Source organism: Microbacterium sp. HJ5 (assembly GCF_054824025.1).
This window is the reverse complement of sequence record NZ_JSYE01000012.1, coordinates 35,642-49,718: the sequence shown is the minus strand read 5'-3', so window position 1 is coordinate 49,718 and position 14,077 is coordinate 35,642. Positions and strand designations below refer to the sequence as shown.

Genomic DNA, 14,077 nt, shown 5'->3' with positions numbered 1-14,077 from the left:
CGGATGCCGCGCTCAGGCGTTGGCGCCGAGCGACGCCGCCACGACCTCGGCGATCTGCACGGCGTTGAGCGCGGCTCCCTTGCGCAGGTTGTCGTTCGAGATGAAGAGCACGAGCCCCTTGCCCTCGGGCGCCGACTGGTCGGCGCGGATGCGACCCACGTAGCTCGGGTCGTTGCCGGCCGCCTGCAGAGGCGTCGGAACCTCCTCGAGCGCGACTCCGGGTGCCGACGCGAGGATCTCGCGAGCGCGCTCCGGCGTGATGTCGCGGGCGAACTCGGCGTGGATGCTGAGCGAGTGGCCGGTGAACACCGGAACGCGCACGCACGTGCCGGCCACGCGGAGGTCGGGGAGCTCGAGGATCTTGCGGCTCTCGTTGCGGAGCTTCTTCTCCTCGTCCGTCTCGTTGAGGCCGTCGTCGACGAGGTTCCCCGCGAGCGGGATGACGTCGAACGCGATGGGCGCCACGTACTTCTCGGGCTGCGGGAAATCGACCGCCGCGCCGTCGTGCACGAGGTCGAGCGTGTTGCCCTGCGCGAGCACGCCCTCGACCTGGCCGAGGAGCTCCTGCGCGCCCGCCAGGCCCGAGCCGCTGACGGCCTGGTAGGTCGACACGATCAGACGCTCGAGGCCGGCTTCGGCGTCGAGCACCTTCAGCACGGGCATGGCGGCCATCGTCGTGCAGTTCGGATTGGCGACGATGCCCTTCTTCGCCTCGGCGATGGCGTGGGGGTTGACCTCGCTGACGACGAGGGGCACCTCGGGGTCCATGCGCCAGGCGCTCGAGTTGTCGATGACGAGCGCCCCGGCCTCGGCGAATCGCGGGGCGTGCGCGCGGCTGCCGGTCGCACCGGCGGAGAAGAGCGCGACGTCGATGCCGGACGGGTCTGCGGTGGCGACGTCTTCGATGATCACCGTCTCGCCCTTGAACTCCACCGCGGTGCCGGCGGAGCGCGCGGTCGCGAACAGCCGCAGCTCGCGGATGGGGAAGTCGCGCTCGACGAGGATCTCGCGCATGACCGTGCCGACCTGGCCGGTGGCGCCGACGACGGCGACGGAGAGTCCTGAATCGGAGATGCGGGTCATGAGGATCCTTGATGCGAAAGAGGTCGCGCAGACGCCATCGGAGCGCGGGATTTGTGCGATTCTACCGGCCCGTCTTCGCGGCCTCGCCCGTGTTACCCCGCGCTGACTGCCGCCCACCGCACGATTCGTGCCAACTCGCTCGCCCGCGCGTCGACGAGGTCAGGCGTGCTCGAGCCCGGCGCGGGTGGATGCTGTCGCGGTCAGCGGCCGGAGCCGGCATAGACGACGGCGTCGCCGTCGCCGTCGAGCCCGTACGCCGTGTGAACGACGCGGGCGGCCTCGGCGAGGTCGTCACCGCGCACGACGACGGAGATGCGGATCTCGGACGTCGAGATCATCTCGATGTTGATGCCCGAGACGCTCAGCGCCTCGAACAGCGTGGCGGAGACGCCCGAGTGCGTGCGCATCCCCGCACCGACGACCGAGAGCTTGCCGATCTGGTCGTCGTGCACGAGGCCCGCGAACCCGATCTCGGCCTGATCCCCGGCGAGCGCCTTGAGCGCGGTCGCGGCGTCGGTCTTGGGAAGCGTGAACGAGATGTCGGTGCGCCCCGTCGTCGCAGCCGACACGTTCTGGACGATCATGTCGACGTTGGCGCCGGACTTGGCGACGACTTTGAAGATCTCGGCGGCCTTGCCCGGAACGTCGGGGACGCCGGTGACGGTGATCTTGGCCTGGCCGAGGTCGGTGGCGACCCCCGCGACGATCGGCTCTTCCATCTCTTCTCCCTTTTCGCCGTCGGGGAGCGTCATCCCCGGGCCGAGCACATAGGTTCCGACGCTCGAACTGAACGTCGAGCGCGCGTGGATCAGCACGCCGTGCCGCCGCGCGTACTCGACCGCGCGGATGTAGAGCACCTTGGCGCCGTTCGCGGCGAGTTCGAGCATCTCTTCCGCGGAGACGACGCCGAGCTTGCGCGCCTTGGGCACGACTCGCGGGTCGGCCGTGAAGATGCCGTCGACGTCGCTGTAGATCTCGCAGACGTCGGCCTCGAGCGCGGCGGCGAGCGCGACGGCGGTCGTGTCGGAGCCGCCCCTGCCGAGCGTGGTGATGTCACGGGTGTCGCGGTTGAATCCTTGGAACCCCGCGACGATGACGATCGCACCTTCGTCGAGTGCCTCGCGCAGGCGGATGGGGGTGACGTCGACGATGCGAGCCGATCCGTGGTCGGCCGTCGTGATCATGCCCGCTTGCGAGCCGGTGAACGACCGCGCCTCGAAGCCCATCGAGTGGATCGCCATCGCGAGGAGAGCCATCGAGATCCGCTCGCCGCTGGACAGCAGCATGTCGAGCTCGCGCGGCGCCGGGATCGGGGCGACCTGTGCGGCGAGATCGAGCAGCTCGTCGGTGGTGTCGCCCATCGCGCTCACGGCCACGACGACGTCGTGCCCGGCGCGGCGGGCGTCGACGATGCGCTTGGCGACCCGTTTGATGCTCTCCGCATCCGCGACGGACGACCCGCCGTACTTCTGGACGATCAGCGCCACGTGAACTCCCGGGAATGCCGTCGAGCGGCATGAAGCCTGACGAGCGCGATCGGATGCCGCACCCGAATGTCCATCTTACGGACGGCCCGATCGCTCCTCGGCCATGTGTCGGGCCGGACGTCAGCCGGGGGCGACCGGTGGGAGGTCGGGCGCGCGCTCGGATTCGGCTTCGACGTCGCGGGTGCGGATCGTTCCGCCGGTGGCGGCCAGCCAGCAGCCGAGGATCACGAGCGGGAACCCGATCAGCAGGCCGAGGGTGAGGTGCTCACCCAGGATGATCGTGCCCAGGATGATGGCGACCACGGGGTTGACATAGGTGAACAGCGGCGCGCGCACCGGCCCGACGCGCGCGATGAGCGCGAAGAACACGATGAACGCGACGGCCGTGCAGACGACGCCGAGTGCGATGAGCGCGAGGGTCGCGTCGAGAGTGGGCACCTGGTGCTGGGTCAGCAGGCCGATCGGCAGATAGAAGATGCCGACGGCGAACAGCGAGAGGGTGATCGTGCCGAGCGCCGGGACGTCTTTGAGCTTGTGCGCCACGATGAACGGTGCGATCGCGTACAGGACGGCGACGAGCAGCACCTCCCCCACGGCGATGAGGCCGCCACCGCCCTCGATCGCAAGGCCCGGGCCTGCGACGATGACGGCGACGCCGGCGAAGCCGATGACGAGCCCGCCGGCGCGTGCCGGCCGGAGGACGGAACGATCGCCGCCGCCGAACGCGATCAGAGCGGCGAACAGCGGCACCGTGGCGACGAGCAGCCCCGTGAGGCCCGACGGGAGGGTCTGCTCGGCGTGCCCGAGGAGAAGGAACGGCCCGGCCATCTCGATGGCGCCGAAGGCGAGCACCCAGCCGATCTTGGAGAACGCCGCTCGCAGCGCCTTCTGCCGGAGCGCGAACGGCAGCAGGAGCACGGCACCGATGAGCGTGCGCCCCGCGACGACGGCGGCCGGCGAGTACGAGTCGACCGCCACCTTGATGAAGAGGTAGGGGATGCCCCACACGAGCGCCATGATCGCGAAGAGGACCCAGGCACGGGTGTCGAACCGCTGGACGGCGTTCATGGCGTTACCCACATCGGATCAGAATGGACGGCGAGGACCGGCGGCGCGACGCGCACGACTGCCAATGTAGGGCAGAGGTCAGACAGAGCGGCGGCCCTCGAAGGCACGCCCGAGGGTGACCTCGTCGGCGTACTCGAGGTCGCCGCCCACCGGGAGCCCGGATGCCAGGCGCGTCACGGAGATCTCGAGCGTGTGCAGCAGCCGACTGAGGTACGTGGCCGTCGCCTCGCCCTCGAGGTTGGGGTTGGTGGCGAGGATGACCTCCTGGACCGTGCCGTCGGCCAGTCGCTGCATGAGCTGCGTGATCCGCAGATCGTCCGGGCCGATGCCGGCGATGGGACTGATGGCCCCGCCGAGCACGTGGTAGAGCCCGCGGAACTCGCGCGTGCGCTCGATCGCGGCGACATCCTTCGCGTCCTCCACGACGCAGATGAGCGAGACGTTCCGGCGCGGGTCTCGGCAGATCGAGCAGCGATCCTGTTCCGAGACGTTCCCGCACACTTCGCAGAACCGCACCTTGTCGCGCACCTCGGCGAGGAGCTGGGCAAGATGCGAGACGTCGAAGTTCGGGGTCTGCAGGATGTGGAACGCGATGCGCTGGGCGGACTTCGGGCCGATCCCGGGAAGGCGGCCGAACTCGTCGATGAGGTCTTGGACGATGCCGTCGTACATGGGCTAGCTGAACCTCGTCGGCGGCTCGTAGGGCTCTTCGCGCACGAACGTCGCCCCGAGCATCTGGCGCACCACCGCTTCGCCATAGCGCTGCACGCCGTCGTTGCGCATCGTGGTCACGGGCGGGAGCGGAGGGGCGACGACGGGTGGCACGGGCAGGTCGGCCGAGGCATCCGGGACATCGTCGTCGTCGTCGCGCTCGATCGACGGCTCGACCTCGGCGGGACGGAGCACCTCGCCCTCGCGCGCCGGGGCGAGCGTCGCGATGCGCGCGCGCGCGGCCGCGTCTTCGGGCTCGTCGTCGACGGCGAACTGGCCGGCGGTCGACAGCGCGGCAGGGCCGGGGTCGGGCGGCGGCGCGTCGGCGTCGGTCGGGATCGGGGCCACGGCCCACTCGGTGACCGGTGCCGCCGCGGCCGGAGCGGCCGCGCGCGCGGGAGCCGGACGTGACGCCGAAGGTGCGCCGGGAGCGGAGCCGGCGGGTGCGGACGGACCCTGCGCGGAGCCGCCGGACGCCGATCCGCCCGGTGCCGACCCGCCCGGCCCGCTGCCTTCGTGCTTCGCGAGGTACTTCACGCGGAGGCCGAGCACGGCGAGGATCGCCTGGCGGAGGTCTTCGCTCGGCCCGCCGCCCGCGGCGCGCTGCTTGAACTTCGCGACGTCCGCCTGGCTGGCGAACGTCAGGGTGAGGACGTCGTCGTCGAGCGCAGCGACCTCGGCGTTCGAGGCGAGCAGCCACGATGTGCGGCTGATGTCTTCGAGTCGTCCGAGCACCTCGGGCCATGCCGCGCGCATGCGCTCTGTCGTGATCGGGCCGGTCGGCGCCGGAGCGGCAGCCGCCGGCGGAGCCGTGACGGTCTCGGTTCCTCGCGCCGACGTGGCGACGGTGGGCTCATCGGCCGAAGCCGCGATGTCGGGTCGCGCGGACGCGGCGGAGTCGTTCCCGTCGGCAACCGCGGAGACAGCCGCCGGCGCCGAAGGTGCTGCTCCACGAGCCGACGGCGCACTCGCCGACGGGGACGCAGCAGCCGGCGCAGGAGCCGGCGCGGCCGCAGCGGGAGCAGCTGCCGGCGCTGCAGCAGAAGCCGGCGCGGCTGCGGCGGGGCCAGCGGTGGCACCGCCGACGGCACGTGTCTCGGCCGCGGGCGCGGGGGCCGCGGCATCCGCTCCCCGGGCCAGCACCCGGGCGACCATGAGCTCGAGCTGAAGGCGGGGCGATGTCGCGCCCGTCATGTCGTCGAGCGTCGCGATGACGAGATCGGCGGTGCGCGAGAGACGCACGGTGCCGAAGGCGTCGGCCTGGCTCTTCATGCGCGCCAGGTCTTCCGCAGAGACGCCACGGAGCACGGCGGCCGCGCCCTGCCCGGTGGCGGCGACGACGATGAGGTCGCGCAGCCGCTCGAGCAGGTCGTCGACGAAGCGCCGCGGGTCTTGGCCTGTCTGCACGACGCGGTCGACCGCCGAGAATGCGGCCTGCGCGTCGCCTGCCGCGAACGCGTCGACGACCTCGTCGAGCAGCTCGGCGTGGGTGTAGCCGAGCAGAGCGACGGCCCGCTCGTAGCGCACCTTGCCCTCTTCGGACCCGGCGATCAGCTGGTCGAGCAGCGACAGCGTGTCGCGCGGCGAGCCGCCGCCGGCGCGGACCACGAGCGGCAGGACGCCCGCCTCGACCTCGACGCCCTCCTGCCCGCACAGCTCCTCGACGTACGAGAGCATCGCCCCCGGCGGCACGAGCCGGAAGGGGTAGTGGTGGGTGCGCGAGCGGATCGTGCCGATGACCTTCTCGGGCTCGGTCGTCGCGAAGATGAACTTGACGTGGTCGGGGGGCTCTTCGACGAGCTTGAGCAGGGCGTTGAATCCCTGCGGCGTCACCATGTGCGCCTCGTCGAGGATGAAGATCTTGAAACGGTCGCGCGCCGGGGCGAACACCGCCCGCTCGCGCAGGTCGCGGGCGTCGTCGACGCCGTTGTGCGAGGCCGCGTCGATCTCGACGACGTCGAGCGAGCCGCCGCCGCCGCGCCCGAGCTCGACGCAGCTGTCGCACGTGCCGCACGGGGTGTCGGTGGGACCCGCGGCGCAGTTCAGGCACCGCGCCAGGATGCGCGCCGACGTCGTCTTGCCGCAGCCGCGCGGACCCGAGAAGAGATAGGCGTGCCCGACGCGATCACCGCGCAGCGCGGTCATGAGCGGCTCGGTGACCTGCGACTGGCCGATCATCTCGCCGAACGACTCGGGTCGGTAGCGGCGATAGAGGGCTGTGGTCACTCCGACAGCCTAAGCCGTGAGTCCGACATGGCGGAGGTCACGCATCTGCGCCGTGCTCGACGTCCGCCGCGCCCACGATGATCGGGATCGACGACGTCACCGTCGGCACGGACGCCGAGAGGTACGAGCCGTCCTCGCGCTGCACCTCGGTGAGTTCGCCGAGCGTCGGCCTGCCGGGGATGAGCGGACCCTGCCCGTCGAGCGGGACGGCGACCTCTTCGCCCGCCCCGACGACGTGGCCGACGCCGCGCACGCTGAAGCCGACGGGATCTCCGTCGGATGCCGCCACGCGCAGCTCGTCGCGCGTGATCGTGATCTCGAGCCGCGTGCCGTGCCAGTGCAGGACGAACGACAACTCGGGCCAGTCGGCGGGAAGGCGCGGGTCGAACGACAGCTCGCCGAAGTGGTCGCGCATGCCGCCGAAGCCGGAGACGAGCGCCGTCCACACTCCGCCGGCCGACGCGACGTGCACGCCGTCGGACGCGTTGTGGTGGAGGTCGGCGAGGTCGACGAAGATCGACTGCCGGAAGTACTCCAGAGCCAGGTCCTGGTAGCCGACCTCGGCGGCGAGGATGGCCTGCACGACCGCCGACAGCGTCGAGTCGCCCGTGGTCAGCGGGTCGTAGTACTCGAAGTCGGCGAGCTTGTCCTCGTCGGAGAAGTGGTTGCCCTGCAGGAACAGCGCGAGGACGACGTCGGCCTGCTTGAGCACCTGGTACCGGTAGATGACCAGCGGGTGGAAGTGCAGCAGCAGCGGCCGCTTGTCGGCGGGGGTGTTCTCGAGGTCCCAGATCTCGCGCTCGAGGAACACGTGATCCTGCGGGTGGATCCCGAGCGCCGGGCTGAACGGGATGTGCATCGCCTCGGCCGCGCGCTCCCAGCCCTCCGGCTCGGCGGGGTCGAGGCCGAGGCGGTCGACCATGCGGCGGTAGACGTCGCCGTCGAGCTCGGCCATCTCGCGGATCGTGCGCGCGGCGAACCGCAGGTTGAACCGGGCCATGACGTTCGTGAACAGGTTGTCGTTGACGACGGTCGTGTACTCGTCGGGCCCGGTGACGCCGTGGATGTGGAACGACTCCTCGCCCGCCCCGTCGACCGTGCGCCAGAAGCCCAGGGTCGCCCACAGGCGGGCCGTCTCGACGGCGATGTCGACGCCCTCGCGGTGCAGGAACTCGGTGTCGCCTGTCGCGCGGATGTACTTCGCGAGCGCGAAGGAGACGTCGGCGTTGATGTGGTACTGCGCGGTGCCGGCGGCGTAGTAGGCGGACGCCTCCTCGCCGTTGATCGTGCGCCACGGGAAGAGCGCACCGTGCTCGTTGAGCTGGAAGGCGCGCTTGCGGGCGGCGGGGAGCATCAGGTACCGCATGCGCAGCGCGTTGCGCGCCCACAGCGGCGTCGTGTACGCCAGGAACGGCAGCACGTAGATCTCGGTGTCCCAGAAGTAGTGGCCCGAGTATCCCGACCCGGTCATGCCCTTGGCGGGGACACCCTGCCCGTCCGCGCGGGCGGACGCCTGGGCGAGCTGGAACAGACACCACCGGGTCGCCTGCTGCAGGTCGTCGTGCCCGCCGATCCGCACGTCCGAGCGACTCCAGAAGCCGTCGAGCCACTCGCGCTGCTGCGCGTACACGGCGTCGACGCCGACGTTCAGTGCCCGGTCGAGGCTGCGACGGCAGCGGTCGACCAGCTCGCGCGCCGGCACACCGCGCGACGTGTGGTAGCTGACGAGCTTGGTCACGCGCACCGGCACGCCGGCCTTCGCCTGCACGCGGAACACGTTCTTCGCGATATCGGGCTCGATCAGCGTGCGCGCCGAGTACGGGTTGTCCGTCTCGACCACATGGTCGGCGACGACGGCGAGCGTCATGCCCGACTCGGTCACGCGGTAGGACAGGGCCGAGCGCAGGCCGTCCTGCCAGTACTCCTGGGGCTGCAGCACCCGCTCGTGGATGCGCTCCGCCTTGCGGGGATCGAATCCGGCCTTCTTCGGCGCGGTGGGCGTGCCGCCGTAGACGTCCTCGCCGTCCTGCCTGTTGATGATCTGGCAGCTGACGGTGACCGGGGCGTCGGCGTTGAGCACGGTGACGTCGACCGTCATCACGGCCAGGTGCTTCTCCTCGAACGAGACCAGGCGCTGGAAGTCGATGCGGACGTCCTTGCCCGACGGCGTGGTCCACAGCACGTGGCGCCGCAGCACGCCGTCGCGCATGTCGAGCACGCGCTCGTACTCGCGGACGTCGGCGACGTCGAGCGACAGGGGCTCGTCGTCGACGTACACGCGCATGACCTTCGCGTCGGGCGCGTTGATGATCGTCTGCCCGACCTCGGCGAACCCGTACGCCTGCTCGGCGTGGCGGATCGGGAACGTCTCGTGGAAGCCGTTGATGAACGTGCCGTGCTCGTGGGAGTGGCGCCCCTCAGGGTGGTTGCCGCGCATGCCGAGGTAGCCGTTGCCCACGGCGAAGAGGGTCTCGGTGACCCCGCTGTCCTCGAGGTCGAACTGCGTCTCGACGAGCCGCCAGGGGTCGACGGGGAAGCGGTCGCGATCCATCATGCGGTGAACTCCTCGAGATCGGTGACGACGACGTGCGCGCCGGCGTCGGTGAGCGCCTGCGCACCCGCTCCCCGGTCGACGCCCACGACGAGGCCGAACCCTCCGGCGGCGGCCGACTCGACGCCGCTGATCGCGTCCTCGACGGCGGCGCTGCGCGCCGGGTCGACGTCGAGCATGCGGGCGGCCTCGACGAACACGTCGGGCGCGGGCTTGGACGCCAGGTGGTCGCGCTCGGCGATGACGCCGTCCATCACGACGGCGAACCGGTCGCGGATGCCCGCGACGGCGAGCACCTCCTCCGCGTTCTTCGAGCTGGAGACCACGGCGACCGTCGTGCCCGCCGCGCCGAGCCGGTCGAGCAGCGCCAGCGAGCCGGGGTACGGGGCGATCCCGTCCCGCCGCAGCACCCGCTCGAAGACGACGTTCTTCCGGTTCCCGATGCCGCACACGGTGTCGGCCTCGACCGGGTCGGACGGATCACCCCACGGCACCTCGACGTCGCGCGAGCGCAGCAGCGCCGCCACGCCGTCGTACCGCTTCTTTCCGTCGAGGTGGTCGAAGTAGTCGCGCTCGGTGTAGGGCGGGGTGATGTCCCACGCCGCGAACAGCTCTTCGAACATCGTCTGCCAGGCGTGCATGTGCACTTCGGCGGTGGGCGTGAGGACGCCGTCCAGATCGAACAGCACGGCGTCGTAGGCGGTCAGGTCGGGCAGCGTGTGCATGGCCATCGCTTAAGGGTATCGAGGGCGGGCTACGAGTGTGCGACGCTCAGGGTCTGTCGGGCGATCTCGAGCTCCTCGTCGGTCGGCACGACGAGGACGGTGACGGCGGAGGCATCCGGCGAGATGATCCGGATGCCGCGCCCCGGCGCGAGATTGCGCTGATGATCGATCTCGATCCCGGCGAACCCGAGGGTCTCGAGCGTCGCCGCGCGCACCACCGGGGCGTTCTCGCCGACGCCGGCGGTGAACGAGATGACGTCCACGCCGCCGAGCTGGGCGAGGTACGCCCCGGCGTAAGCGCGCAGCCGGTGCACGTACACCTCGTAGGCCAGCAGCGCCCGCTCGTCGCCGTTCTCGATCGCCGCGCCGATGTCGCGGAGGTCGGAGGATCCGGCGAGTCCGACCATGCCGCTCCGCTTGTTGAGGAGTGTGTCGAGGTCGTCGATCGACATGCCCTCCCGGCGGGCGAGGTGGAAGAGGACAGCCGGGTCGATGTCGCCCGACCGCGTGCCCATCACGAGGCCTTCGAGCGGGGTGAACCCCATCGAGGTCTCGACGGAGCGCCCGCCGTCGATCGCCGTGACCGAGGCTCCGTTGCCCAGGTGGAACACGACCTGCCGGAGCTCCGCGAGCGGGCGGCCGATGAACGCGGCGGCCGCTTCGCTGACGAACTTGTGCGACGTGCCGTGGAAGCCGTAGCGACGGATGCGGTGGGATGCCGCGAGCTCGGCGTCGATGGCGTACGTGTACGCGCGGGGCTCGAGCGTCTGATGGAACGCCGTGTCGAACACCGCCACGTGGGGGACGTCGGGGAAGGCCTTCCTCGCGGCGACGATGCCCGCGAGGTTGGCGGGGTTGTGCAGCGGCGCGAGCACCGCGAGCTCGTCGATGTTGATCTCGACGAGCGGCGTGATGACGGTGGGCTCGAAGAACCGGGCGCCCCCGTGCACCACCCGGTGCCCGACGGCGACCGGCGGCCGCTCGGACAGCGCGGGACCGTCCGAGGCGAAGGCGTCGAGCATGACCTGGAACCCCGCCGTGTGGTCGGGGATCGGCAGCTCGCGCGTGTGCGTCGCGTTGAGCATCGTGGGCGCCGGGCCGTCGGACGGCGGCGCGACGACGGTGTGGGTCGCGCGACCGGATGCCTCGCCGATGCGCTCGACGAGACCCGAGGCGAGCGTCGACTCGGTGTGCATGTCGATCAGCTGGTACTTGAACGACGAGGAGCCGCTGTTCACGACGAGCACGACGCTCATGCGGCGCCCTCCCCCTGCGCCTGGATCGCCGTGATCGCGATCGTGTTGACGATGTCGTCGACGAGCGCGCCGCGCGACAGGTCGTTGATGGGCTTGTTGAGACCCTGCAGCACCGGGCCGATCGCGACGGCGCCGGCCGACCGCTGCACGGCCTTGTAGGTGTTGTTGCCGGTGTTCAGGTCGGGGAAGACGAACACCGTCGCGCGCCCGGCCACGGCCGATCCCGGCATCTTCGCCGCGGCGACGGCCGCGTCTGCGGCGGCGTCGTACTGGATGGGCCCCTCGACGCGCAGCTCGGGCGCCCGCGAGCGGACCAGGGCCGTGGCATCCCTCACCTTCTCGACCTCGGCGCCGGAGCCGGACTCGCCCGTCGAGTACGACAGCATCGCGATGCGCGGGTCGATGCCGAACTGCGACGCCGTCGCGGCGGACGAGATCGCGATGTCGGCCAGCTGCTCGGACGTCGGGTCGGGGATGACGGCGCAGTCGCCGTAGACGAGGACACGGTCGGCGAGCGCCATGAGGAAGACGCTCGACACGACCGAGACGCCCGGCTTCGTCTTGATGATCTCGAACGCGGGCCTGATGGTGTGCGCCGTGGTGTGGGCCGCTCCCGAGACCATGCCGTCGGCGAGCCCGAGGTGCACCATGAGCGTGCCGAAGTACGAGACGTCGGTGACGGTGTCGGATGCCTGCGCCAGCGTCACGCCCTTATGGGCGCGCAGCCGCGCGTACTCTTCGGCGAACCTGCGGACGTGCACCGCGTCGAAGGGCGAGAGCACCTCGGCCGCCTGCAGGTCGATGCCCAGCTCGATGGCGCGGGCGCGCACCTCGAACGGCTCGCCCAGGATCGTGAGATCGGCGATGCCGCGCTTGAGGACGGTGGCCGCGGCACGGAGCACGCGGTCGTCGTCGCCCTCGGGCAGCACGATGCGCTTGCGCTCGGCGCGGGCGCGCTCGATGAGCTGGAACTCGAACATCAGCGGGGTCACGACCGTGGCCCGCGCGACGCCGAACGCGACAAGCAGCTCGTCGGTGTCGACGCTCTGCTCGAACAGCGCCAGCGCGGTGTCGTAGCGGCGCTGCGAGTCGGCCGCGAGCCGCCCCCGCGTGCTCATGATGCGCGCCGTGGTCTCGTAGGTGCCGAGGTCGGTCGTCACGATCGGGACGTTGGAGCCCAGTCCGTCGAGCAGCCGGGTCACGGGCTCGGGCAGCTCGAACCCGCCGTTGAGCACGATGCCCGATATCGACGGGAACGTCCCGGACGCGTTGGCGAGCAGCGCCGCGAGCAGCACCTCCGACCGGTCGGCGGGGATCACCACGACGGCGCCCTCGAGGAGCCGCGGCAGCACGTTGACCATCGACATGCCGGCGACGACCACCGCGAGCGCCTCGCGCGTGAGCCGGTCGGGATCGCCCGAGAGGAGCTCGCCGCCGACCGAGCGCATGATGCCCCGCATCGAGGGGGCCACGAGATACCGGTCCTCGGGGATCGCCCAGACCGGCACCGGACCCTTGCGCGGGCGAGCGGATGCCTCGACCGACCGCCGGATCGCGGCGATCGTCGCCTCCGCCTCGGCCGGCTCGGCACGGTTGGCGACGACGGCGAACAGCTCGGCGCGGCCGTGGTCGAGCTCGGCGAGCGCGAGGTCGGCGATCTGGCCCATCTCGGCCGCCGTGCGGGGCAGCGAGGATCCGAGCTGCTCGGGCTGAGTCTGGTTCTGCGCCGACCGGCCACCCAGGACCAGGAGGACGGGAGCGCCGAGGTTGGCGGCGATCCGCGCGTTGTAGCCCAGCTCGGCGGGACTGCCCACGTCGGTGTAGTCGCTGCCGAGGATCACCACGGCGTCGCACTGGGCTTCGACGGCCTTGTACCGTTCGACGATCGTCGCGAGCGCGGCATCCGGATCATGGCGCACGTCGTCGTACGTGACGCCGACGCACTCGTCGTACGCGAGATCGACCCCGTCGTGATCGAGCAGCATCTCGAGGACGTAGTCGGGCTCGGCCGTGGAGCGCGCGATCGCCCGGAAGACGCCGACCCGGGGTGTCGCGTGGCTGAGCGCATCGAGAACGCCGAGCGCGACCGTGGACTTGCCCGAGTGACCTTCTGCCGACGTGATGAAGATGCTCTGCGCCACGGGTCCAGCCTATGGGCGCGCACGTCTCTATAGGCTCGCCGCATGAGCGAACCCCGCCCCGGCATCGACCTCCCCGACCACCGCGGACGCACAGGACTGGACCAGGAGGGACGCGGGCTCGACCGCAACCCCGACGTCCGCGTGACGGATGTCGAGCTGCTCGCAGCCGGGTGGCATGTGCTGCGGCGCACGACGCTCGAGTACCGCAATCCGTCCGGCGAGTGGGAGACCCAGCAGCGCGAGACCTACGACCGGGGGAACGGGGCGACGGTGCTGCTCTACGACCCGACGCGCCGCACCGTGCTGCTGACCAGGCAGTTCCGCTATCCGGTCTACGTCAACGGCCATGAGGACGGGATGCTGGTCGAGACCGCCGCCGGACTGCTCGACGACGACGATCCGGCCACCGCCATCCGCCGCGAAGCGGCTGAGGAGACGGGCGTCGAGGTCGGCGAGCTCGAGCACGTGTGGGACGTCTACATGAGCCCCGGCTCGGTCACCGAGCGCCTGCACTTCTTCGCAGCGCCCTACGACGGCACCGTGCGCGCCGGCGACCGGGCGGGCCTCGCCGACGAGGGCGAGCACATCGAGCTGCGGGAAGCCGGCATCGACGAGGCGCTCGACATGGTGCGCGACGGCCGCATCCAGGACGCGAAGACCATCATGCTGCTGCAGTGGGCGGTGCTCGACGGCCCCTTCGGCCGGGAAAAGTAAGACTCTCCGCGAACCCGGCAGAGCCTGGTTACCCTTGCTACGTTTCCGTCCTGGGGGAGTTGGCCTGGATGCCGCCTCGCGGAGAGCTGACACCAGTCTAACCCGAGGCCGGAGT

The 14,077-nt window shown here is 70.9% G+C and carries 10 protein-coding genes and 1 other RNA gene; 1 reads left to right on the top strand and 10 read right to left on the bottom strand.

Annotated elements, in window-relative coordinates; translation table 11 throughout:
- Nucleotides 1-12: 12 nt before the first annotated feature.
- The 9 genes from OB08_RS05750 to pta all read right to left on the bottom strand — a co-directional run bounded on the left by OB08_RS05750 (nt 13) and on the right by pta (nt 13,248).
- Nucleotides 13-1,083: an aspartate-semialdehyde dehydrogenase gene (locus tag OB08_RS05750; protein WP_461473040.1), complete on the bottom strand. Its 1,071-nt coding sequence runs from the start codon at nt 1,081-1,083 to the stop codon at nt 13-15.
- A 200-nt stretch (nt 1,084-1,283) separates the two neighbouring features.
- Nucleotides 1,284-2,570, bottom strand: a complete 1,287-nt coding sequence (locus OB08_RS05745; protein ID WP_461473038.1) for an aspartate kinase — start codon at nt 2,568-2,570, stop codon at nt 1,284-1,286.
- A 120-nt stretch (nt 2,571-2,690) separates the two neighbouring features.
- Complete coding sequence (locus tag OB08_RS05740) at nt 2,691-3,638, bottom strand: DMT family transporter (protein WP_461473036.1); 948 nt, start codon at nt 3,636-3,638, stop codon at nt 2,691-2,693.
- A 78-nt stretch (nt 3,639-3,716) separates the two neighbouring features.
- A complete protein-coding gene (gene recR / locus OB08_RS05735) occupies nt 3,717-4,310 on the bottom strand; it encodes a recombination mediator RecR (protein ID WP_461473034.1) in 594 nt (197 codons plus the stop codon).
- A 3-nt stretch (nt 4,311-4,313) separates the two neighbouring features.
- Nucleotides 4,314-6,575, bottom strand: coding sequence for a DNA polymerase III subunit gamma and tau (locus OB08_RS05730; RefSeq protein WP_461473032.1), 2,262 nt, complete (start codon nt 6,573-6,575; stop codon nt 4,314-4,316).
- A 37-nt stretch (nt 6,576-6,612) separates the two neighbouring features.
- Nucleotides 6,613-9,129, bottom strand: coding sequence for a glycoside hydrolase family 65 protein (locus tag OB08_RS05725; RefSeq protein WP_461473030.1), 2,517 nt, complete (start codon nt 9,127-9,129; stop codon nt 6,613-6,615).
- Nucleotides 9,126-9,851, bottom strand: a complete 726-nt coding sequence (locus OB08_RS05720; RefSeq protein ID WP_461473290.1) for an HAD family hydrolase — start codon at nt 9,849-9,851, stop codon at nt 9,126-9,128. The genes OB08_RS05725 and OB08_RS05720 overlap by 4 nt, the downstream gene beginning before the upstream one ends.
- A gap of 29 nt (nt 9,852-9,880) precedes the next feature.
- Nucleotides 9,881-11,107 (bottom strand): acetate/propionate family kinase, encoded by a 1,227-nt coding sequence (locus OB08_RS05715; RefSeq protein ID WP_461473028.1) that lies wholly within the window; start codon nt 11,105-11,107, stop codon nt 9,881-9,883.
- Nucleotides 11,104-13,248: a phosphate acetyltransferase gene (gene pta, locus OB08_RS05710; RefSeq protein WP_461473026.1), complete on the bottom strand. Its 2,145-nt coding sequence runs from the start codon at nt 13,246-13,248 to the stop codon at nt 11,104-11,106. Before pta ends, OB08_RS05715 begins: the two co-directional genes overlap by 4 nt.
- A 42-nt stretch (nt 13,249-13,290) precedes the next feature.
- Here pta and OB08_RS05705 point away from each other — a divergent pair, with 42 nt between their 5' ends.
- A complete protein-coding gene (locus OB08_RS05705; protein ID WP_461473024.1) occupies nt 13,291-13,962 on the top strand; it encodes an NUDIX domain-containing protein in 672 nt (223 codons plus the stop codon).
- On the opposite strand, the gene ffs is transcribed toward OB08_RS05705, so the two are convergent.
- Nucleotides 13,957-14,053, bottom strand: an RNA gene (ffs, locus tag OB08_RS05700) — signal recognition particle sRNA small type. The genes OB08_RS05705 and ffs overlap by 6 nt on opposite strands.
- Nucleotides 14,054-14,077: the final 24 nt, after the last annotated feature.